Raw genomic sequence first — 22,357 nt, forward strand, 5'->3', positions numbered from 1 at the left:
TGGCACTATCTTGCAGTTGGATCGCGCCAATGTGGACACTGACGCTATTCTACCAAAGCAATTCCTGATGATTATCGAACGCAGTGGTTTTGGCCAGCATCTTTTTGATGAGTGGCGTTATCTTGACCATGGAGAACCCTATCAGGACTGCTCAAAAAGGCCTCTAAACTTGAGCTTTCCACTCAACCAGCCACGATATGAAGGCGCTGGAATTATGTTGGCTCGTGGTAACTTTGGTTGTGGTTCTAGCCGTGAACATGCGCCTTGGGCTTTGCATGAATGGGGAATTAGGGCGATTATTGCACCGAGCTTTGCTGAAATTTTTTATAGCAACTGCTTCAAGAACGGGATTCTACCAATCGTGCTGGACGAGGTTGCTGTCGAAAATTTATTCGTCGCAGTTGAGCAGCTGCCAGGTTATCAAATAAGCATAGACCTTGAAAAACAAGAGATTGTAGACGGCCATGGCAACCGCGTTCCGTTTGATGTCGACCCGTTCCGAAAGCATTGCTTGCTTAATGGTTTGGACGAAGTGGGGATGACGTTACTAAAGGCGGGTGCTATTCGGGAATTTGAGAAAACACGTATAGTTTTGGAACCATGGCTTTACGAGAGGTTCTAGCCCTTCAATGGCTCCTCTACCAAAACTTTTTGGCGTTCGGCGCTGAGCATCCAGATGTCGTCGTGTAGCTAAAGGCTTTAGCGATGCTATACGCCATAGCGTTTGTTTCCCCCAGACGTGATGCAGTAGCGGCCGCCTCTTGGGCCTATGCATACACGACCAGAGGAGCAGGGGCACGATGATCCATATTCGGGTGTTGAGCTTCGAACTGGCTGCGGAGTAGGGCGCTCCCGTTTGGGCCGCGGGGCGACAAAGCAGTTCGGGCCGCTGCAGAGATTTTTGTAGGAGATCCACCGTTGTGGTTGGCCGTCGAGGCTGATGCGCGCCCATTCCGCTTTTTGCTCATAGGCTGAACCTTCTCACCGCGCTTGAGGCTAGAGATCACTTTCCCTCCCGGTTCAGCGCGCAGATTCAGCTTGTCCGCTTTGACGAAATGCTCCGGTGCCGAGGCTTGTGTAGGTTGTGGTGCTGGTGATGAATTTGAAGCCAAAGTGTTAACCGACGCCTGGATAGCTGGTGGCTCAGTTTTAGGCGAATCCTTCTTGCCAATGGCCCAGATCACCACGAAGAGAACTAGCAGCGGCAGAAACCATGATTGACCTTTCTTGCGCATATCCTTTGCACCCTCGAAATGATATCTGTCCTTTTAGAAGAGGCCGGCTGGAGCCTGGCGAGCAATTTTCCATCTTTCATCGTCGATACAATTCAGCTTAGCCGACTGAGGCTGGTTGGAGCGGCAGCCGCACCTGGCTGACGTCCCGGGCCGTTAACGCGCCTGATGGTATGTCGTGCCGGCTATGTTCAGTCATACGCTACCTGAGCCTCTCAGTGACCAGCCTTCGATAATCCCATGTGTGTCAAAGGTGCTCAGGAAAGCACGCAGGGTCGGGGAAGTTGGTGGTTGCAGCGACAGCAAGAGGATTGAGTACAAATGTGCTCCGTGGCGCTAGTGAAGGCTGACGGGCTCCATGAACGGGCACTTCCAAATACGTCATTTAACTTATAGGCGATGTATCTCGTTCATGAACATCTTAACCCCAGGTCTAGGTAGGTATTAGCCTTAGCATTAGATGCGAATGTTCATGGCCACATGTTCATTAGAGACTCATTGAAAGGGCGTAACAAATCTTTGAGCCCCCCCGCCTTTTGGCAGACAGAGTCTGTTAGCTGCTCAAACGGGCGAGGCTGGCCAGGGAGGTGCAAGTTTTGTAGGAGGGGCAGAATGAACGGTGGCATCATGCGGATGCGTGCCACCAGTTACACCTAACTAATGTTAATAGTGGCTGTTTTAATGACACAGCGGACTACGGGTACGGACAAGCCTTTACCTCGTATTTCTTTTCGCGTGCCCCAGCATATCGGACTTCAAGCTCGATCTTTTTTCCGTACTTCTTCAGGAGCGAGAAGAACTCCGTTTCATCTGCATCGTTGTTCAGCTCAATGCATCCGTGGGTGCCCTTCTGCTCACCGCCATGGATGTACATACCAGTGCGGATCACTTTCAGACAAGACTTCATCCTGTCAACGGTGGAAGCATAAGGGGCCAGCCGAACACGGTGTGAACCCCAGTCGGGGGTAGGTTGGAGGTCCTCTATAACCGCAGGGTCAATAGCAAAAAAGCCTTGTGGTGTTGGGCCGACATCTTTTGTAGCCTCATCGGCACTCTCGTCTTCAGGCCCCGAAAATGCTGACCAGCTTTTTGCGTTGGAGCCATGCCAAGTCAAGCTATAGCCATCGAAGGTAAGTCGATCCAAGCCAGTGACAGAAAGTCCTGTGTTAGCGGCCCCAACCGGCTCGGCAACCTCCAAATCTAAACTTAACTTTGGCCCCGGCGTTGTCCCCGGAGTCTTTGACTGAGCTTTGCTGCTTCGCTTTGACATCTTCATCCTCCCTTGCTCTGTCTATACGTAGAGGTGCATCAATGTGTCGACGAATGCGTGTAAGTCGGTATTTCCAGAATAGATCCTGACCTTCATTGCACAAGGCTTAGGTCGGCTGAAGGTCCTTATCGCGGGACCGCCGCACCGACGCTCCCACAGGGACTGCGTGTGCAGATCTCATGCGGGAGGTGGCCACCGCCCTAGGGTAATGTGAACACAGTGTCCTCGGCGTAATACTGATAGTTGTCCGAGTTGTTTCTTGCCTGGGCGGGTGTCTTTGCGGCCAGCGCTTTGGCTTTTGCGACGCCGTATACCTCTGGATGCAATCCAACACCGGAAAGATGCGTCGCTTCATGAATGATCGTGCCCATCTGGGAGTCTGCCCCGGAGGCTCCAAGGTTGAAGAAGTCGGGGGGCAGAAAGATCGCGCCAGGCGCGCTGGGGTGAACGGCGGCTAGGTCGCCTGAGTCCCATTTGAAGGTCAGGTCATTGCTCACAGGACACCAGACCTGGACAAACGCGACATTCCCCAGGGCGGCTTCATACTTCACGCGGACCTGCGCAGCGGTGGTGCTGTCGAGGGCGCCAAACCACTTGATCTGGCGAGCGGCATCACCAGACGACGGGCTCTTCAATGTATTGATCGCTTTGTTCAAGGCTTTCTTTGCTTCGGCAATAGCACTGCTGGCAGCTTTTGCCTGTACATCCGTGCAGGCTTTCTTGTGCTCTGAAACGTCTGCGAACGAAGCACTGGCGCAGAGCATGAGCAGCACGCCAAGGACGCTGGATGGGTGGAACCGCTGGGGTTTGTTCATACACCGCTCCTGTATAGCCGTTGGTTTTGCATGTCGGGTCATCAGATGTCGAGCTGGACGACCATGGGTTCTGGCAAATAGACCAGTGGACCATCGCTGGGGGGTTGACCGGAACCAGGGGCGGCGAGCGAGTTCGCATGTGCCGAGGCAAGGCTGACGCGCACTGCGAATCGGGTTTCCGGCTCTTCCTTGGGGATCAGCAGGGTCATCGTCCAGCGTGTCCAGCCGGAGGGGATGTCGGGCCGCCTGGTATCGCCGAATTCGCGCCTTGTGCTGGCAGCGAGGCTGGTGGTGACGACCGGGTCCGCGTTCGAGTCGATGACGATCAGCGGTTTGTCGCCGTCGCTTCCCAGGCGCTCCAGCTCGACAACCACGAGCGGTTCGGCAGCGCGCCCGGCAAAATCCTTCGCTGTTTCGGCACCTTCGAGGCCCACGGTCATCGGTGCCTTCTCGGTGTAGGCGGGCCCCATCGCGATCACTTCTACTTCGCCCCCTCTGCGTATGGCCGAGAAGGTCCAGGGTTGATGCAGGAAGAATGCATCTGCACGGACGCTCCGGGAAAGCTTGCAGCCTTCGATAGCATTGGGCTGGTAACGTGCAAGGCAGAGCTGCACCCCGACCTTGTAGGCAGCGGTGGGGGTGATTTCCATATCGCAATACCAACGACCGGTGCCGGTATGGAAACGGGGCGTCAGCAAACCCAGCAATACACCATGGGATTCGGACAGCGGTTCTGCCTGATCTTCCTTCAGTTCCCGATACATCAGGGCCCTTTGCGTCACGGTGCCCACGACCTGCGCCGGGCTGAGAAATGTCGCGCTGGCGAGATCGGCGGGTGGCACCACCAGGGCCTGGGCAGGCGCCATGGTCATGTCACCACCCCAGCGACTGAGCTGTGACAGCAGCCAGTCCGGATGCTTTTCCTGGGCGGGATCACGGCAGATGATGGCCAGCTGTTCGCCTTCACCCGAACTGAACCAGTCCGGGCCCAACCAGCAGCGATAGATGTGGCTGAGGGTCCGCCCCCTGCCCTGATGGCCGGGCACAGGCAGGTCGACAGACCTGCCCAGGCGACGCTGATGCAGCGTGCCCTTGTCCTTGAGCAGCGTGGGCTGGGCGGGTGGGCGGGTCGCCATTAGCCAGATTTCCTCGACACCCTCCGGGCGTGGACCGCCCTTGAAGAAGGCCTCCAGGTCCTGCGCACTCGCGCTTGAGATGACCTTTTCCTGTGGCCCGGCGGAAGGCCCCTCGAAGCGCGACCGGGCGAGCAGGCGCACGACCAGGCGACGCGCTCCGTCGCTACGGAAGTCTGCCGCAAGGTTACGCAGGTTGCCCATCTCATCGGTAATCAGGTCGATGACGTTGGCGCGCTGGAGGTAGGCCACCTCGTTTTCTGCGACCTTAGGTGCCAACGGCGCAAGGGCTTCGATGGTGAACAACCGCCCGGTTGTAAGCACAGGGTTGAAAGCCCAAAGCCCTTGCTGGTCGATCTCCCAGGGCAACTCGTGCTCCGTGGTCCTTTGCACCGCAACCTTGGGGTCGAAATTCAGCCAGATGCATTCTGCCCAGACCGCCTTTGTGGACTTGCGATCAACGCTGACCGCACCCCAGGCGAAGGTGGACGATGCCCCGCGCTGGTCGGCACCCCTCGGTGCGACGGCGATTGTCTGCCACGTGGACTTATCGATTGTGCGTGTACATCCCAGCTGCAGGAACGACGGGGCGTGCAACGGCAAGGCCACGGCGTGCTCGATACGAAACTGCAGCACATCACTCAAGGTATTGATGCGCATGGCGCGGCATTGCTCAAGCCACCAGTCCTCACGGACGTCCGGATCATCGATGCTGTCGGGGAACAAGGTCAGGGCCTTTCCCGCCTGGTTCGCGCGGGCAATGGCTTGCCCGATGGCGGCGCGCACAATGGAATGATTCATGCCCATCTTGGCCGTGCGGTTCAGCCAGATCTCTAGGGTCAGCGTATCGGCAGGAGCCACTTCAACACATAGTGTCGGAACCGAGATCACCTGAGTGCCAGACCTGAATTCCGTGTATCCCAGGTTGCGTACTCGGCTTTTTCCCGTGCGCACGGCCTTAACTTCGAGCTTGATCGGTTTGAGCCTGTCCGGATCGAAACCGCGGCTGCTGGAGCCTTTTCCCTTCGCCTCGGACCTCCAGAAGGAAAGTTCGCCATCGGCCGAACTCGTCTCAATGGAAAAAGGGGTGGTGGCCTTGCTGGCTAGCAGCCGGGTGCCCAGGAAACACAGTGTTCCGTCCACATAGTAGGGCTCTGCGGGATCCGTTTTTGGTGGTTCGCGGAGCTTGAACAGCATCGCGCGATCATATTTCGGCTGGCCTGCGAGCATCGGTTGATCCGCGCCGTACAAAGGGAAATCTCCCTCGTTGTCGCGTTCCAGCATCAGATAGGAACCACGTCTGACCCGCCTCAAGGCTCGCTCACCGGCGGCATGGCTTGACTCGGCGCCCAAGCGCACCGGGTCGAACTGCCCCAGTTGCTCGGCGAGGTCGAATGCGATTCTCGGCGAGACGAGCATCCGCACCGCCGTTTCACCGGTCTTGAGTATCAGGTTCTGGCTGGTCGGCAGGTCATCATCCACACCTGGACTGACCAGGCGTTGTCCCTCTGGAACCAGGACCGTGGGTACCGGTGCACGCTCCACCGGCACAAAGGTGTAATCGGCGCACGGGTCGTCGGGATCACCCAGGGCGTGGTCCTTCGCAAGGCTCTCTGCGAACCCGCTGGTGACGCTTGAACCATTGAGTTTGCGCGCGCGCAACATGAAACGATAGCGCCCGCCGGCCCGCAGTATGGGCCCAGGTTCCGGAGCGTAGTCATAAGTGACGGCTACCGGAAGTTCGTCATCCTGCTCTGGCGGCTGGCCGCCCTGTTGCCGTATAGCCGGAAGCCCGATGTTGCTGCCGTCCCAACTGACCAGCACTTCCGACACCATGAGCACATCGCGCTGGGATGGCGGGGCGGTGGTGCTTGCCGGTACGTCCTCGCTCCAGCTGCGCCCGGCGGGCAGGATGTAGCCTTCGTCGCGCTCCTTGAATTGCGGGTACGAAATGGCGCCTTTCGGTAGGTTGAACGCCTCGCAGATGACATCGTAGGCAAGCTTCCGGTTGCCGGCAGGGTAGACCGTGCCGCCGGGCGCGACGAGGTCGACGCGGTAGCCTTCGACTAGGTCCTCGGCATAGTACAGCTTCGGCTCGCCAGGCAGGGGCGGCGTGGCCCGGCGTTTTTCGGCGATTTGCGCAGTGACCATCGGTTCGGTGTCCAGCACCATCAGCCCTCGCGTTCGCAGCCCAGCCTCGCCGGCAGGAACCAGGTCAATCGGCATCCCCATGCGCAGCGCACCTCCGGTGGCTTGCAGCCCGCGAACACGGCTGAGGAACCCGGCGATCGCATCGATGACCTCGATTCGAAACCGTTTGGGCCCGTGGTCCTTGCCGCCCTGTGGGATGTTCAACCGAACCACGCCCCGATGAAGCGGTAACGAGGGAACCAGCGTCGGATTGGATTTTGTGAACACGCTTTCAGGACAAGGCTCGAAGAAGTTCTCCTGGTCGTTATCCAACTCGAACCGCAACTCGAACGCGGTGTGTGTAACAAGGGGGGACTTACCACGGCCAGACAGCTGAACCGAAACCACGCCCCGCCCGGCGCTGCGAACGCTTGGCGGCACGCTGTCCAGCGGTATACGGAAGTCGACGATCAACTGGACGAATTTGCGCAATGCCGGGTGAGCCTGCAGCGAGGCGACATGGCGTGCGGCGAGTTCCCGCGCCTCCTGATCGCTGAGCGGGGTACTTGCTTGATGGAGGGCGGCCGGGGCGGGGGCTGCCCCCAGTTCTTCGTCCGTGTTCATCGCACGGCGGAACGCTTCCACTCCCTGCCTGACGCCCCAGGCCACGGCGGGTGCAGCACTGGCGGAGTCGACGGGTGCGCCCAAGGTAGAGACCGGGGATTGCGGGCGAACCGTTCCGAAAACCGATGTGGAGTAGGGGTCCTGAAATAGGTCGTCAACGCTTTTGGGAACTTCCGTTTGCTCTGCCTCCGCGAGAAACGGGTTCCAGGGCGTGGTCGGCGCTGCGGCAGTCCCAGGCGTGGCTGCCGCATCGATCGCCTGGCGAACCTGCCTGAAGGTGTCTTGCAGTGCGGTGGCTTGAGTGGGCGTCAGTGGCGCCAGGCCCAGGCCGGTGTCGATCCCGTCCTTGTCGCTTATCGAACGCGTGCGATCCAGGCTGTCGCCAAATGGCGTGTCGGCGAACAGCTCACGACCCAGCAATGCTTGTGCATCGTGACGCCGCACTGCGGCGGCATTGGGATCGTTGCGCCTCGCTTCGGCGATATCGCCCTCCACGACGCCGTTCATCACGCCGTGGATGCTGCGATACTGCGCCGCCCTCAATGCGACCTCTACGTCGGCTTGTGCTTGCGCCCGTACAATGCGGGCGAGCATCGAATAGCTGAAGAACTCGATATCCGCGGGGCGTTGGCCAGACTTGAGCATCATCAGCTGATGATACGCGTGAGCCACCTCCGGTCTTTTCCAGACGCAGCGCCACCACTTTTCCGCGTCCTGCGCCGTCATGCCTGCCGGAAGAAATTCGGGGAGCGGTACTCCCTCAAGCTTGATCAGGAGATCGTTGGGGGGGCCCATCGATACCTCGAAGTTCAGCGTCGGAATAACCGCTGGCCACTCGAGCAGCGGCACGGCATTTGAGTCCTGGGTAGGGTCAGGCCGTAGCACGACACTCAGGCGCAGGTACGCGTTACCGTGTGGGTCCTTGGCAACACCATCCGGTATGGCGGTGCATTCTACGTTGGCGAAAAGATTCATAGTCCTGGCCACTGTTCGACGAAATGGGCGCGGTAGGCGAGCCAGTCGCCCAGTTTTTCCGGAACTCCGCTGGCAGCCAGTGCCTTTGCCGAGCCGCCGGCGATGTTGTAGCTGGCCTTGACGCTATAGCCGACAGAAACCAGGCCGACCCTGAAGCTGAACCGGTAGGTGGCTGCGCCCTTGACGGAGCCGGTGGAATTGTCGTGAACAATCTTCACTTCGATGTTCACGCTGATACCGAAACAGGCGATCTGGCCTTCCCCCACGGCGTGCACGAAACCTTCGAGACGCTGGGTGCCGTCCACCTTGGCGAACAGGTAGATGCCCGAGCTCACGCGGCCCTGGGCACTCAACGGACCAAATGTGATGTCGGTCGCGGCACCGAATTCGAGCTGGATTTCAAAGGCGACGATGCCGCGAGCACTGGCCGTGAGCGCCACGAATCCACCCCCGTAGTAGCACGGTGCGACGATCAGGCCGAACGGGCGCTCCCGGCTGGCGAAGGCAAAGCGGAAGATCGCCTGGCTGTCGTTGAACGGCAGCAATGCCGAGATATCCAGCGCGGTGTTGATGATTGTCAGCGTGCCCAATTGGATCTGTGGCGCGCTGAATGAAAAGCCCACCAGCACACCGGGAGGATCGAGGTTCGGTGTGATGTAGAAGCCTCGCCCGCCGGGTGCCATGAAGGGCTCGAGGAGCTTGAGGAACTGAAGTGCCGAGCCGGTCTGGACCGTGGCGATGCGGGTGCTGAATTTCGGCGCCGAGCCACCCGACGCCCCGAATCGCGTATCGGTGAAGCCGATCCGGATCAGGTCCACCGAATTGCCCAGCAGGTGCAGGGCGAAAGGCTGCAGGGTTCCACTGATGCTCATGGAACGGTCCTTGGGCTGCAGCAGATCGACTTCTATGTGGGTGTCAATTACCAGATCGGGCAGGTTTTCGTCCCCTTCATCCTTGAGCGCAGCGTTCTTGCGCGGTTGGAAGATCGGGTTGGCTTGAGTCACCGGCTTGAGCTTCGCGTTCCATTGGTAGCTCAGCGTTACCCGTGAAGGGACAAGTCGGCGAATCGCATCCTCGATCGCCCGTTTCGCGTCTGACAGGTTGAAGATTGCACCAATCTGCCCGCGGGCCACGGCATTGAACAGCTCACTGATGACACGCGCCGTAATGACCAGCCCTTTTTCATGGTCGTTCCAGTGCGCCAACAGGGTAATTGCGGTTTCCGGTGCATTGACGACGTCCTTCAGTTTGACCAGGTCTTCGCTCAGTGCGGCCCGTGCCATTTTCAGTTGCGCAAGTGGCGTAGCGGCAAGCAGCAGTATCAGGTCGGGCGCACCCTCGACCACTTTGAGTGAGTCGTCAGCCAACTCGAGTACGAAACTGTGCAGTTTGATCAGGGGGGCGCCAATACTGCCTGTCAGGCCCGCGACCAGCGCGGTCGCCTGCGTTCTGACGCTGGTGGGAAGTGCGGTGAAGTCCGTCAGAGAAGCCAGCAGGGTCCGTTCAACCAGGGCCAGTTGATGAGCGAGCGTGTTTACGGTGCGTAGGTCGTCGACGGTAAAACCGGGCGGATTCGGCCGGGCTTCCCTATCGGCGACCAGTTGGTTGAGTTCCTTGCCGAGCTCGAAGAGCCTGGACCGCACCGCCGCTATCCGCGCCGGCACCTCTGGGTCGAGCCCGCCCAACGCGCGGTCCAGCCTGCTTGCAAGCTCGGTGACGGGCTCGTTCGCCGCTTGGACGAGCTTGGCCAAGGTAAAGCGCAACGACATCAATGCCAATTCGCGGAGTACTTCCTGAAGCGCAATGATTGCTTCGCCCGCCTGAGCGGCGGCCAGGTTACCCAGCGCCACGCTGACCAGCAGGGCCTGCTCTGCGCAGCCGTCAATGGCGCTCAGGACGCGGGCCCTGACATCGATGAACCCGGCGATCATTGCGGGGATTTTGCCGGGGGTTTCACAGAAGGCGTCGAGGCCAGCGGCGAACAACGTACGCTGGCTTTCCACTTCAGCGGTCAGCCTGGCCACTTGCTGAACGGCTGTTCGCAGGCCGGCGTTGGCTACGCGCACGGCGTCGATTTGTGGTGAAGCGCCGAGATTGGGCAGGCTCAACACCAACAGGCGCTCGTCGATCACCCTGAGCGCCTGGACGATTGCACCCGACAAAGGCACCGCATTCAAAGCCAGCTCGGCTACCTGGACCAACGGTTTCGCTGCGCTGGCCACCGCCTTGCACATATCGCTGGCTGCCTGGTCGGCAATCTGGAGCAGCACCTGTCCATTCGCTATGGCCTGTATCACCGAATGCAGGGCACTGGCTCCGATCTGCGCGACCTGGGTGACCATCGAATCCTTGAGATCGACGACCTCGGCCAGCTTGTGCATGTCCGCCATCATACGAAGCAGTGGCAAGGTGAATGCGTCGGCAAGGGGGGCTGCCAATACGGCGGCCGAGATATTCGACGGGTTTTTCAACAGGTCGTCGACCAGGGACTGAAGCATGTCGCGGGTGAATTGCGCGGGTAGCGTCGGCGGCTCGGTCAGGGGTGGACGCAATGCGCCGAAGAACGCGTCGAAGAGGTAGAGGTTCGTCAACACCTGGTCGGTGAAACAGGCATCGAGGATCGACTTGACCAGCGGGGTGACGATTTCCTTCTGTAATGTCTTCAGGCTTTCTTGAACGGCCTCGCGCAGGTCCTTGCCAAGGCTGCCGTGCAGCTTGTCGAAGACGTTGCGCAGTTCGCCCAGTACCTTGCGCAGCGGTTCCGGAGATGGATTGGCGATGACCGCGTCCACTGTCGTGCGCACCTCTCGCCATTGTGACTGCACGCAGGAAGCGAACTTGGGCAGCCTGGCCAGGTCGACCGGCTGGACCAGTTCGTAAGCCAGGCCTTCGAGGCCTTGGGTGAGGTCGGGATAGAAGCGCCTTAGGTTGGGGTAACGGTCCCCCATCGGGGAAGAAACGCGGGCTTCACCATCGAGGAATTTGGAAAGTGCGGCTTCAGCCTGGACGAGTGCGGCGATCACTGCGGCGCTTGCTATCCCGCACGCCCCCTTCAGGGCCTCCAATGCTGCAGTTACGCCGTTGCCGGCGGTGCCAAGCGAATAGTCGTAAACCTCTTTCAGTTTCGGCTGGAATTCCATCGTCGCCGCCTGGACCACTTCCTCCAGCCCTATGACCCCCAGCAATTTCGCGCCCTTGAAGAAGCTGCCAGGGTTGAACTCGTTGTTGACGACCTCGCTGAGGTCCCAGGGGGTCTGCCCATCCGAACCCACCGGCGGCTCCAGGGAAATGGTGGGCGTTGCGCCTTTCGCCGCTGCAACATCCGGTACCAACGCTTTTGCTTTCGCGCCAACGATGGCATTGCTGCGGCTGAGGCCGGCGATCGGCGTGGGCGTCTGGGACAACCCACCGGAAACCTCGCCACGCCCCGCGAGGTTCATCACGCGGTTTCCATCGAGAAAGTTCAGATAGAGCTCGGCTGCGTTGCCCCGCGGGTCAAATCCCTTGCGCAGGTAGTTTCCATTGAAGCCCACCTGCTGCAGCCCTTGAGGTTCTCCAAGCAGGCGATCCAGCGGTTGTACGTGAATGCTCGCCTGGACCATGACCGGGTAGAACGGCGGTTCGTCAGCCCCCTCCATGAATGCGTCCATCTCATATGGCGTATCCTGCGTCACGTTCGCGCCGGGGGACGCTTCGACCATGCGGCTACGTGCCTTCAGGACGATATGGTCGGTTTCGAATGCGGTATCGCCCACCGTTGTCGACGGTGCAAAGACCGTGCGCCCGCCATGGTGGTTTTCCGTGCGGTGTTGCACATCGGCAAGGTTGTTGTAGTACTCCAAGGTGGCCCGCACCGTGGCGGGGTTCTTGACGGCAATGTTGTCGAGGAACAGCATCGGCGCCGAGCGTCGAACGCCCGTATCATCTGCTTCGAATTCAAAGTGGATGAGCGTTTGTCCCGCCTTCGCCCGGGGCCAGAACACCTTGCCAGTCTCGATGCCAGGGGCAGGCGACATGCTGGGAAAGCCGGGCGGCAGGCCCATTGATGCCTGGTCCAGTTCGGCACTCGGTTCGCTGATCAGCCTGGCATGGCGTACCGGAATCTCGCGCCCCTCGAATGGCTGGTAGATACCTGGGAACGTCTTCTCGACCGGCTTGGGCAGAATGAAGAACCGCTGGATCGACGGCATCATCGCGCCCATGCCTGCAACAGACCACGCCTCGCGTTCGGTCACCTTGATCAGCGAAACGCGGAAACCATAAGGGAACAGGAAGCCTTTGAAGACCACCTCGACGAAAATGTCGCTACCCAGGCTGGTCCGGTGAATATAGCGCTCGATCGAGAATGGTTTGGCAAAGAAGGGTTTGGTTGGCAGCGGGCCGGCAGGTTCGCCCTGCCACTCTAGGTCGATATCGGCGCCGAACCCGGTCAGGCGTGCGCCGAAGCGGGTGAAAGGCAGGGGGGACATCACGCCTTCCGGGAGAACCCGCCCACCACTCGTGTCACCCGGAATGGGGACCGTTTGCTTTTCCAGGTACTCGTACTTTTCCCTGGGTAGCCGAACCATGCTCTGCGGTACATCCTGGCCCTGGCGTGTTAGTGCACGCAGTGCTCCCAGGCCGAAGGCCGAGGAAAGCATCACCAGTTGGATGCGATCGTCCGGACTGAGGGAGGTGTTGAATGGGTCGGCAGGGTCGTCCGTAGGCTTCACCGGCGCAGGGGAGGGGATGAGCGTTTGTGGATCGAGGCCGGTTGCCCATATCGCCCGGACCCGAGTCTGGGCAGGCACGGGTGTCGTCCGGGTGGCCAGCGGCGACAGCTCGAGTTGAGCCGTCCACACTGCGCTTGCGTCATCAGGCGCACGGCGGGGTGTCCTGAAGCGGGCGCTGTTGTCTGGCGAGAAGATCAGGCCCGTCACCAATTCAAGCGCCGTTTCGCCTGCAGAAGGAACATGGAGCGATCTGCGAACCAGCTCCTGCGCATCGGTTATACCGGTGTGAGTACCAATGCCAAGTCTGGCCAGTTGATCATCGAGAGGAAGGTCTCCCACCGCGCGGCCCGAAACGGCGAGTTCCAATTGCCTCCAGTCTGTCAATGCGTCGACGGTCAGGGCGATATCCGGTGGTGTGCCGCTGCCAGCCTTGAAAACGATCCGGCTCGGGCCGCTAGCCCGGGTTCTGGCCAGGCGCGTCGTGTAGCCCGGGGCCGCATACACAGCACGCTGGCCCAGCACCCGGGACGGCGCCGGTGTCGACGCCAGGCCAAGAACGGCGGCCACCCCGTCCAGGTGGTCGCGCAGGATGTTGAAGGCTCCTGGCATGGGCGCGATATCGACGTTATCAGGCTCGGTAAATACTTCTTCGAGCAAGTGCTGCGGATGGAAACGCACTGCGCGTTGGGCAGTCTGCGGCTGGCCGGGCGGAGACAGATCGGGCTTGAGTAACGAGACGCCGTTGCTCACCACGAGCCGGTAGGCGTAGAACAGGAACCCGAGGTCAAAGGCATCCTGGTGCCGACGTACCCTCAACACCGGCGAGTCTTCTGCCAGGCCGTCGGCGCCGTTCCTCGACATTGCCACGTCGACGCGGCTGTGGGCGCCGAGGCAGAGCCTGTTCTGGTAGTCTTTCAAGGTGCTCAGGTCGGGCTGGCCAACGCTCAGCGAAGCCTCGACACCTTCGACATCCCCATTGGGCCAGAGAAGCGCAGATCGCTCCAGGTAGTCCCCATTCTTGCGATAGCGACGGAAGTCCACATCGTACCGGGCGTTATCACCGCCGCGCACATGCAGCACCTGTAACACCACGGGCAAGGTGATGCGCTCCCCCCCGCGGAAGTTGCGGTGAAAAGTCGCTGATGTTCCCCGAATGATCGCCGCGAAGTGGCGCCCTTGTATCAATTTTGGCCGACTGCTCGGCTTCAGCGCCAGTCCATGCCCGCCGTTGACCACATCAATCAGCTCAAACTCTTCAACTTGCATTGTCCTGGCAGGGTCGGGCTTACCGATTTTTAGTCGCGATTCCCCGTCCGCCAGGCGTCGCTGAACGATGAGCATCTGCCCGTTGGTTGTCCGCACGGTTTCGACGATGATTTTCGGCAGCACTGGCTGCAGCCGCAGTGTGCTTCCTCCGACTTCTCCTGCCGCCCAGCCTGCCGGCGAGTTGCCCAGCACGAGGTCGTCGAGGGTGGCGCGGGCCTTGAGCGTTACTCCATCCGGCAGCAACGCGGCCACATGCCCGGTCAGCGCGCTGCCAGCCGACGCGTCGCTGGCCGGATCATCATCGAAGACGGCGAACGCAAGCGCTGTCGCCTTGCCAGTGTCGGCACCCAGCGCGAAGTCGATCGTCGCTGCATTCATCGGCCGTAGGTCCAGGGTGAACGGGTAACGCAATATCGCGGTGGTTCGGGCCCCGGAAATCACCAGCGAACCTTTAGGTTGGTGCTTGCCAGAGGTTTTCTTGATCTCGATGGGAAAGCCTTTGCCAGCGAACCAGGCTTCAAGATCAATCCAGGTGACCAGGTTCCCCCCATACGCCCATTTGATTCCCCAGCGGCCGGACTGCTTGCGGATGCTTATCTTGAAGGCAGCCAGGAGATTGGTACCGGCAAAGTACCCAGCTATTGAAATCTCACTTTTGCCAAACGTGATTTCAGACGAGGAGGAAAACCAGCCCTGGTCCAGCCGCCAGACGCTCTTGTTGGTGTCTGTTTCCCAGATAAGCTCGATCCTGCTGCCGTTTCTTCTGAATACCGGTTCAGTTGCCTGTGCCGACGCAGCGCCGGAGAGGATCAGGGGGGTTGTTCCGCAACCGACTATGAAGGCGCGGCGCCCCAGCTTGAGCTTGGCAATGCTCGCTGTTGACGGAGGTACTCGTCGTTCCAGGTCGTCATCAGACATGATCTCCCTCCGTGGACAGTGCCATGATTGACGTCCGGCGCCGGTTGTCTGATGGCGCACTGATGTCAATGAACCATCTTAGCCACCATTCTTGTTTGTGCAATGTTCCGCAAGCAGCGCACGCCGAACTCGCCTGGAGGGTCGAAAGATGAATTTCTGTTATGCTTGGAAGCTCAGAAAAAACAGTAAGTTACGGAGTGGTATTTGAAACGGTTTCTCGATAAGTTTTTTGAAAAGCCTTCGCCAGTCAATGCTCAGGCCGCACAGGCTGATGCCCCCCACCTTGCTCTAACTTTCATTGGCAATCTTCCAGAGGGTGACAATTCGCGCTCCTATTTTTATCGGACAGAGTCCTCGAAAGGTTGGCCGCGGTTTTTCGGCACTGATTTCGAAATCACCTTGAGACCATCGCAATCACAGGATACGGCGATGAATCCGACACTTGCACAGGCCGTGACGGAGACCGGACATGCACGAGCATTCTACTATTACGACTCCAGGGATTTTTTCGTAAATAAAGTTTCTGATCATCACGCAGATGCTCTGAGTACAAAGAACGGGTTGATACTCAACCATGCCCGGCACATGACGCTGTGCCTGGTGGCACGTTACGACACGCGTTGCCCGGCGCTGCTCGGCAAAAAACATTACAAGGACGGCACGCAGAATTTTGAAGCGTGCCGGTTCCTGATCGCCGATCCGAACGACTATGTGATTTCCCGGGAGTACATGGAGATCTACCTGTGCGGTGGCTGGAGAAAATTGCCTGCAAAGGAAGACCGCACGATCGTTAATTATCTGATGGATCTGGAAATGAAGGGTGCGACGTGCCAGAAAAGTGCAAAGCAGTTGCTAGATATTCTGCGTTTTCAATAAACACGCAAGAGTCAAATTCTGGATCCCTGTCTACCCACTTGGCAAGCGTCCGCTTGCCAAGTGGGTAGACAGGGAGCTTGATCAGCTCGATAAATATAGGAAGGCATAGACAAGGCTTAGTATTGGATGTCGCTGGCACCTTGGGTGTTGCTATGACCAATAAGGGCTGTTCCTGTGCGCAACTTCAGGCTGACATTGAGCTACCAGCAATGGTTTTGGAGTAATCTTGGAAACTTTCACACAAAACCTCGCAAGAGGGGTTGGGAAATTGGTCTGCCAGTCTATAGACGGTTCGTGTCCCTGAGTTAGGAGTGTGCAGAGCTGATATCCGTCAACGGCTGAGCGAGTAGAGCAACAGCATAGGTTTCATGTAACTTCAGTAATAGCCTCGTCCTCGTCCAGTCCCATTATCTATCTGGTTTAACAAGTGGGTCATATCAGATGTTCATCGTGCCTATAACCTCTTAAAAAATATGACATTTAGCTGATAATGTCGAGCAGAATGTTCTTGAAAACACGTTCATGGCCGCTCCGTTTTTCTTCCGTGATGCAATGCGCCTGCCGATGCAAGTCATTCTGTATTCAAACCACTGAGCTTACCAGCTTTGGAGGGACAAGAATTTTTCCTCCGCGCCCACCAACAGAATAGTGGCGCTTTGCAATGATCAATTGACTGCTGTTACTATGAGTAGAGGCGCTACCGTATTGATGTTCGGCTAACACCAACTAGTGCTGCTGGCTCCATCGTACGCAGATTGTAATTTTCATTATTAATTCAGCATATCGTTACCTGCCTGGAAGCACCTGAAATGAGCTTCGACTTACTGTTTGTACCAGAAGGTTACCGCACGGAAGTGGCTCTGATTGTCGCGCCATACGTTGATCAAAAATTCATGGATACGTTGGTGGCACAGATGAGACCAAAAAGACTGTGCCTTTTAGTTGATGACGGTATACGTCCCGAAGACCTGCAGGCGATTCATGGTCAGCGTCGCAGACGAGTTAAGCTAGAGGTCCGGCTTGCCCGAGCTCGGGGATTGATGCATATGAAGGCGTTCTATTTTGAATTTGTTCGAGAAGGTACGCCTAAACGTAGAAAGCGCAGGCTTTTGTTCGGGTCTGCGAATGCCACGGATGCAGCCTTTCAAGGCAAACGTAATGCCGAGCTAATCGCCGAAGCAAATCTCGCGATAAGTGAGGACTCCAAAGTGGCTGATTACTTTTCTGCCGTTCTGTCAACCTTTAATAAGCAGGACGCAAGTGTTGTAGAGTATGCTGTGGTAGAACTCAGCAGAATGCCAACCCTTTACCTCCCTAAATTCACAAGTGTGGTAGCTGAGGAGGCTCCCTCAGGGTTTGATACTTGGCTGCAAAGAGGAGTGTTGGCTGCCCAGTACCGAAACGCACCTCAATTCGCGACGCTCAACATACAGCTAAAAAAGGCACTGCCTCAAGATTTGGTGGCCCGAATTTTTGCTAATCGCAGCTTTACTGAAAAAGGTGAGCGCAATATCGTACGCTATGGCTATTTAAACGGCTCCGAAGATCCGGCTCTGGATGGCAGCGATCTTGAAATCCCTCGTTGGAAGTCTCGCTACGGCGTTTGGACTCATCTGGGTGATTGGATTTCGTACGAGTGCTACCGAAGTCACCGAGTAAGTATGAAATCGAAAGCCTCGTCAGCCCGGAACGCAAAGGTCTCTCGGCTTCTTGGGCAAGGCCGCGATGCGATCTGGCGAGAAGAAAGGATCGCTGCGCTGCTGAGTGCGTTAGAACAGGTCTGGTCGGACCTCGTTGCCGCTGATGTGCGGCCGGAGCTTTACCTTGAAGGCCTGAACGGTAAATTGAATCCAGGTATCTACCGAGATCGTTTCATCCAAAAGCTTGAACAAGACCTCCACCTTGCGCAGGACTCAGATTTCAGGAACAGGTACGTTAACGGTTACGAGTTTCCAGATATGCCACGTTTCAGGCAAGACACTGCGGCGTGGGAAAGCTTCGTTCGCTCCTGGTGTGAATCAATAGCCGTGGAGGCTGCAAAAAATCGGACACCGTCTCTTGTCGCCAGGCGAGTTCGTGACGTCCTCGAAGAGAAGGGGCTTTCGCTGGCTGAGCTGGAATACGGTAGCATTGCCAGTTTCCTGCGAAAGCACTGGGCTACTGAGTGGGAAGGCGAGGATTTGACATTGGGCGAATGGGTTATTGGTTACCATGATTAAAGGAAGTACTGTCATGGGACCAAGCGTTCGACGACTGGTAGCGTGCGATGCTGCGCTTGCCAGAGATCGAAAGCCATCTGCATAGCGAGCCAGTTATGGGCCATGCCGATTCCTGCGAGCTCTAAGCGCACAGCCAAATCAGCATTAAGTGGCGCACGGGCCTGTAATACATCTAGCAGAATGTGCGCAGGAAAGCTCAGATGAGCAGCTAAATCATTGCCGCTGATGCCTAGAGCAGGAAGGGCGTCCTCGGCGAGCAGTGCGCCGGGATGCGAGGGGTTGTGCATACTCATGAGGTCGCTCCTGCAGGTTCACATGCAGCAATATACGCTTTTCGGGGGGGCTAGGGCGATCCTGCCCACAACCCATCTAGCGGCTCAATCCTGAGCCTAGTGCATGTGCGATGGCCTCAACAGAGCCCACCCAGTGCTCCCCATTCTCGTAGGATACGAAACCCAACCGTTTGGCGAACGCAGAAGATTGCCAATTAGTAGACTCGATTGCCAGAAAGCGATATCCAAGCTTGGGCGCTAATGCAAGAAACAGCTCCACCAAAGCCTGACCATGGCCAACACGCCTCTCTTTGAAGCCGATCCGCGCCATCACTAGGCACTCTCGCGACCAGAATGCATAGGGTTGTTTGAACATACGAACGTAGATGTCGTATTTCGTGGTGCGTGCTGAGACCGTTGTGAACGATCGCCATAAATGCTGATGGACGAATCTCGGTTTGTAGGCAAATCTATCTACGAAGAATTCCGCTAAGTGGGGCAATAGCTCTTCACAGCGCTGCTCGGCGAAGGCTTGCCATTGATCGTCGCTGAAATCTGCGGTTGGTAGGTAGGGCATGGCTGGAACCCTGGCACTTGGGGTGGGAAATCGAGTATAGCTGTCACGGTGATGTGTTGGGAAACCTAAGGATCTAGGCATGTATGACCAAAGCTTTACGCTCAGAACACTCAGTCACGAGCTGCGAAAAAGCGATTTTATCAAGAAACCCAGACTAAGAACCGAAGCAGTTAAAGCGCAAGAGCTCAAGAGTGCGGTCGAGAAGGCAAACAGTCAGTGGGATATAGGTGGTTGCTTGCTTGAATCATTACTGAAGGGGAAGAGTGTTTTCAGGCCGGCAGAATTCAGTGACGAGCTGTTAGTACGAAAAATAAATACCAACCTTAACAAGAATTTCGGCACCACCAATGACAGCAGGGATAGTGTGATTGCAAACCTACGAGAGCTACTTAGTGAGGGTGTCGAGTATCGAATCTATCGATTAGATATAAAAAGCTTTTACGAATCAATCAATCACTCAATGATTAAATGCCACTTAGATTGCTCGCAGCTTATTAGTCAGCCAACCAAGAGGTTTGTGCTTGGTTTTTTAGATGAACACATTAAGCGAGGGTATAGCGGTGTACCAAGAGGCTTGTCCTTGAGCGCCACGTTGGCAAATGTTGTTATGAGAGAATTCGACGCCAAAATAAAACAACACAGCAATGTTTTTTATTATGGCCGATATGTGGATGATATTATAGTTATAACCAATAGAAAAGAAGTGGCTCATAAGTTTGTAAAGTTTGTTCGTCAAGCGCTTCCGGTCGGATTAACTTTAAACAACAAAAAACAGAAAGTCTGCGAAACATCAGGAGACGTTAAGCCGCACAAGGCGGGCGCAACGCCTACAAAAGAGTTAGAGTTTGAGTATCTAGGCTACCAATTTATAGTTACATCCCCTCAAATGATAAATGGCATGAGGCCTGGGCAGCATCATCGCGATGTAAGGCTCGACATTGCTAAGTCAAAAGTAAATAAAATCAAAACCAGGATTGCGAAATCATTTTTGGCTTATAATTCAGATAGAAACTTTGAACTGCTATTGGCTAGACTAAAATTCTTAAGCAGTAATTTTAGCGTGATGGATGCTGATAGAGATAGAAAACGAATGGCTGGGATTTTCTATAATTACCATCGCGTAAATGCACAGGAGTCGAAAAGCCTTAAGGATATTGATTTATATTTAATAAAGGTTGCATCGTCAGGTTGGGGGAGCATATCGAGTAAGCTGCACTCAACCACTACAGTATCGCAGAGAAGAAAGATATTGCGCATAAGCTTCACGAGAGGCTTTGTAGAAAAAACTTTTTTACATTTTTCGCGCAGAAAAATGAGTGAAATCCAGAGGTGCTGGAAGTATGTCTGAGAGTAGCGGAAGAAGAAAAGTTCGCCGAGCCGACTATGATAGAGTGCTGATTACGGAAACCATACCTTACGAAACCCCCATTATGTATTCCAATGATGGGCTTTATAGGAATGTCAGCATACAAAGTGACTGCGATATATTTAATTTCATAGTTGGTTGTCTTATTAAGGGTGATAAGCGATCAAAAAAGTACAGCATCCCGTATACATATAAAATCAAAAAAAACTCAACAGAGTTTAGGTCTCTATCAGTAATTCATCCGATCTCGCAATGGGAAATAAGAGAATTTTACCAAAGATACGAGCGTCTGATTTGTCACTATACCAGCCAGAGCAATTTTTCGATCCGGTCCCCCAAAAGTGTTGCCTCAGCATTCTATTATAAAAACTCCTGGGAAAACATTAGTAAATTTAAGCGAGGAGGAGTCAGCGAAGCGGAAAGTGATGAGTTTGTAAAGCACTCTTCATCTTTTTATGCCTACAGGGGCTATGATCGACTATACAAGTTTTACAACTCTTCGGAATTCATGCGCCTGGAAACTCGATTTCCTCACTTCTGGACTCTTGATGTATCGAAGTGCTTCGATAGTATTTATACTCACTCTATAGCATGGGCAACAAAATCTAAAGAGCATGTTAAAGACAAGGTAAGTGTAAGCTCAACATTTGGGCAGGTTTTTGATGGGTTGATGCAAAAGTCTAACTACAATGAAACCAACGGTATTTTAATTGGCCCGGAGGTAAGTAGAATATTTGCAGAGATTATTTTTCAAGACATAGATACGCAGGTGGAGGCTCATCTGAGTAGTAGTGGAAAGATATTTGAAAAAGATTACAATATTAAAAGATACGTTGATGATATTTTTATTTTTGCTCAGGACGTGACCACTGCTCATTTGGTGTCTGAGGTTTATACAGATAGGCTGAGGTCTTATAATTTACATTCAAATACGTCAAAATCATTGCGCTACACTAGACCGTTCTATTCTGCAAAATCTAGAGTTGTTAGGGAGATTGATGCTGCTGTAAACACTTTTACTGAGAAGTTCCTTGAGGGTGAGGACGGAAATCTTAGGCTCGTTCCGAAAAAAATCTACAGGAAGTTCAAGTTAGGACAAAGCTTCGTCGATTCTGTGAAGTCGGTCTGCACGGAAAGCGGAACTAGCTATGACTCTGTATCGTCCTACATAATCTCTGCACTTTTCGAGAGAACAAAAAGACTTATCAACTCAGATGTTGCACAAGTGCGTGAGACTGGGGTTCAGATGTATGTCGATGCACTTGAGGTAATTATAGACTCTTTTTATTTCTTCTATTCGGTTGCGCCATCAGTCAGCTCATCTTATAAGTTGGCAGCCTCAGTGGTTCTGATTACTAGATTTACAGAGTCTCATATTAAAGAAAGCGAGCACACAATAAAGCAGCGCCTTTATCAAATGACCCTGGATTTACTAACGGGAGACCTAGCGAAATACGAGACTGCCGTTGATAAATTCGTATACCTCGAGGCTTTGAATATAGTTTTGGCAATCAGTGAGCTTGGGCAGGACTATTGGCTGCCACCAGATGTTTTGCAACGACTTTTAAAGTCCGCATGCTCCTATCATGATTTAATGTCTTGTCTCTTTTACATTAAAGGTCAAGAGATTTATGCTGATCTACGCGCGACGATCGTGGCTGATATCGATATACGCCTTGGAGACTTGAAACATATAACAGTTGAAGCGGAGCAAGCTAGCCTGTGGTTAGACGCAATAGCGTGCCCATTCATTCCTGTAGTACGCAGGCTGAAATGGGTAAGGCGTCTGTATCGAGCTGTTAACATCTCAGCACCACCCAGGACTGTGATAAATCGATTCCTTGCAGGGACGGAAAATAGGTATTGGTTTACTAACTGGCACGAGGTTGATCTTTTGAATGCGCTGGAGCGAAAGGAGTTGAAGCAAGTATATTGATGTGGTATCGTCTGTTTTGGGAAATGGTCAAGATAC

12 protein-coding genes are annotated in these 22,357 nt (G+C 55.5%); 5 read left to right on the forward strand and 7 right to left on the reverse strand.

Annotation, left to right across the window (positions count from 1 at the left end):
• Positions 1–31: 31 nt before the first annotated feature.
• Positions 32–622 (forward strand): 3-isopropylmalate dehydratase small subunit, encoded by a 591-nt coding sequence (leuD, locus tag ACIQYU_RS11130; RefSeq protein ID WP_280044461.1) that lies wholly within the window; start codon positions 32–34, stop codon positions 620–622.
• 145 nt (positions 623–767) lie between these two features.
• Here leuD and ACIQYU_RS11135 read toward each other — a convergent pair whose 3' ends face one another.
• The 5 genes from ACIQYU_RS11135 to ACIQYU_RS11155 form a co-directional block, all read right to left on the reverse strand.
• Positions 768–1,235: a hypothetical protein gene (locus ACIQYU_RS11135; RefSeq protein WP_235208041.1), complete on the reverse strand. Its 468-nt coding sequence runs from the start codon at positions 1,233–1,235 to the stop codon at positions 768–770.
• 691 nt (positions 1,236–1,926) lie between these two features.
• Complete coding sequence (locus tag ACIQYU_RS11140) at positions 1,927–2,502, reverse strand: L,D-transpeptidase (RefSeq protein WP_402799679.1); 576 nt, start codon at positions 2,500–2,502, stop codon at positions 1,927–1,929.
• Positions 2,503–2,702: 200 nt separating this feature from the next.
• Complete coding sequence (locus tag ACIQYU_RS11145) at positions 2,703–3,317, reverse strand: M35 family metallo-endopeptidase (protein ID WP_402799681.1); 615 nt, start codon at positions 3,315–3,317, stop codon at positions 2,703–2,705.
• A 41-nt stretch (positions 3,318–3,358) separates the two neighbouring features.
• The gene (locus ACIQYU_RS11150) at positions 3,359–8,053 is read right to left on the reverse strand and encodes a hypothetical protein (protein ID WP_402799683.1); all 4,695 of its coding nucleotides are present in this window, start codon (positions 8,051–8,053) and stop codon (positions 3,359–3,361) included.
• A gap of 122 nt (positions 8,054–8,175) precedes the next feature.
• Positions 8,176–15,075 carry a hypothetical protein gene (locus ACIQYU_RS11155; RefSeq protein ID WP_402799685.1) on the reverse strand — a complete coding sequence of 2,300 codons (6,900 nt, stop codon included), beginning with the start codon at positions 15,073–15,075 and terminating at the stop codon, positions 8,176–8,178.
• 204 nt (positions 15,076–15,279) lie between these two features.
• On the opposite strand from ACIQYU_RS11155, the gene ACIQYU_RS11160 reads away from it, so the two are divergent.
• Together ACIQYU_RS11160 and ACIQYU_RS11165 are read left to right on the forward strand one after the other, a co-directional pair.
• Positions 15,280–15,951: a hypothetical protein gene (locus tag ACIQYU_RS11160; RefSeq protein ID WP_402799687.1), complete on the forward strand. Its 672-nt coding sequence runs from the start codon at positions 15,280–15,282 to the stop codon at positions 15,949–15,951.
• 809 nt (positions 15,952–16,760) lie between these two features.
• Positions 16,761–18,170 carry a hypothetical protein gene (locus tag ACIQYU_RS11165; protein ID WP_402799689.1) on the forward strand — a complete coding sequence of 470 codons (1,410 nt, stop codon included), beginning with the start codon at positions 16,761–16,763 and terminating at the stop codon, positions 18,168–18,170.
• Positions 18,171–18,181: 11 nt separating this feature from the next.
• Here the strand turns inward: ACIQYU_RS11165 and ACIQYU_RS11170 are convergent, their stop codons facing one another.
• Both ACIQYU_RS11170 and ACIQYU_RS11175 read right to left on the reverse strand, forming a co-directional pair.
• On the reverse strand, positions 18,182–18,463 hold the full coding sequence (locus tag ACIQYU_RS11170; protein ID WP_346652892.1) for a HigA family addiction module antitoxin: 282 nt from the start codon (positions 18,461–18,463) through the stop codon (positions 18,182–18,184).
• A gap of 76 nt (positions 18,464–18,539) precedes the next feature.
• Entirely contained in the window at positions 18,540–19,019 is a 480-nt protein-coding gene (locus ACIQYU_RS11175) for a hypothetical protein (RefSeq protein WP_402799691.1), read from the reverse strand.
• A gap of 79 nt (positions 19,020–19,098) precedes the next feature.
• Between ACIQYU_RS11175 and drt3a the strand changes: the two genes are divergently transcribed.
• Together drt3a and drt3b are read left to right on the forward strand one after the other, a co-directional pair.
• Positions 19,099–20,367: an antiviral reverse transcriptase Drt3a gene (drt3a, locus tag ACIQYU_RS11180; protein WP_402799694.1), complete on the forward strand. Its 1,269-nt coding sequence runs from the start codon at positions 19,099–19,101 to the stop codon at positions 20,365–20,367.
• Positions 20,360–22,321: an antiviral reverse transcriptase Drt3b gene (gene drt3b / locus ACIQYU_RS11185; protein WP_402799697.1), complete on the forward strand. Its 1,962-nt coding sequence runs from the start codon at positions 20,360–20,362 to the stop codon at positions 22,319–22,321. Before drt3a ends, drt3b begins: the two co-directional genes overlap by 8 nt.
• Positions 22,322–22,357: the final 36 nt, after the last annotated feature.

Origin of the sequence: Pseudomonas sp. NPDC096925, assembly GCF_044762545.1 — a bacterium.
Lineage (GTDB): Bacteria > Pseudomonadota > Gammaproteobacteria > Pseudomonadales > Pseudomonadaceae > Aquipseudomonas.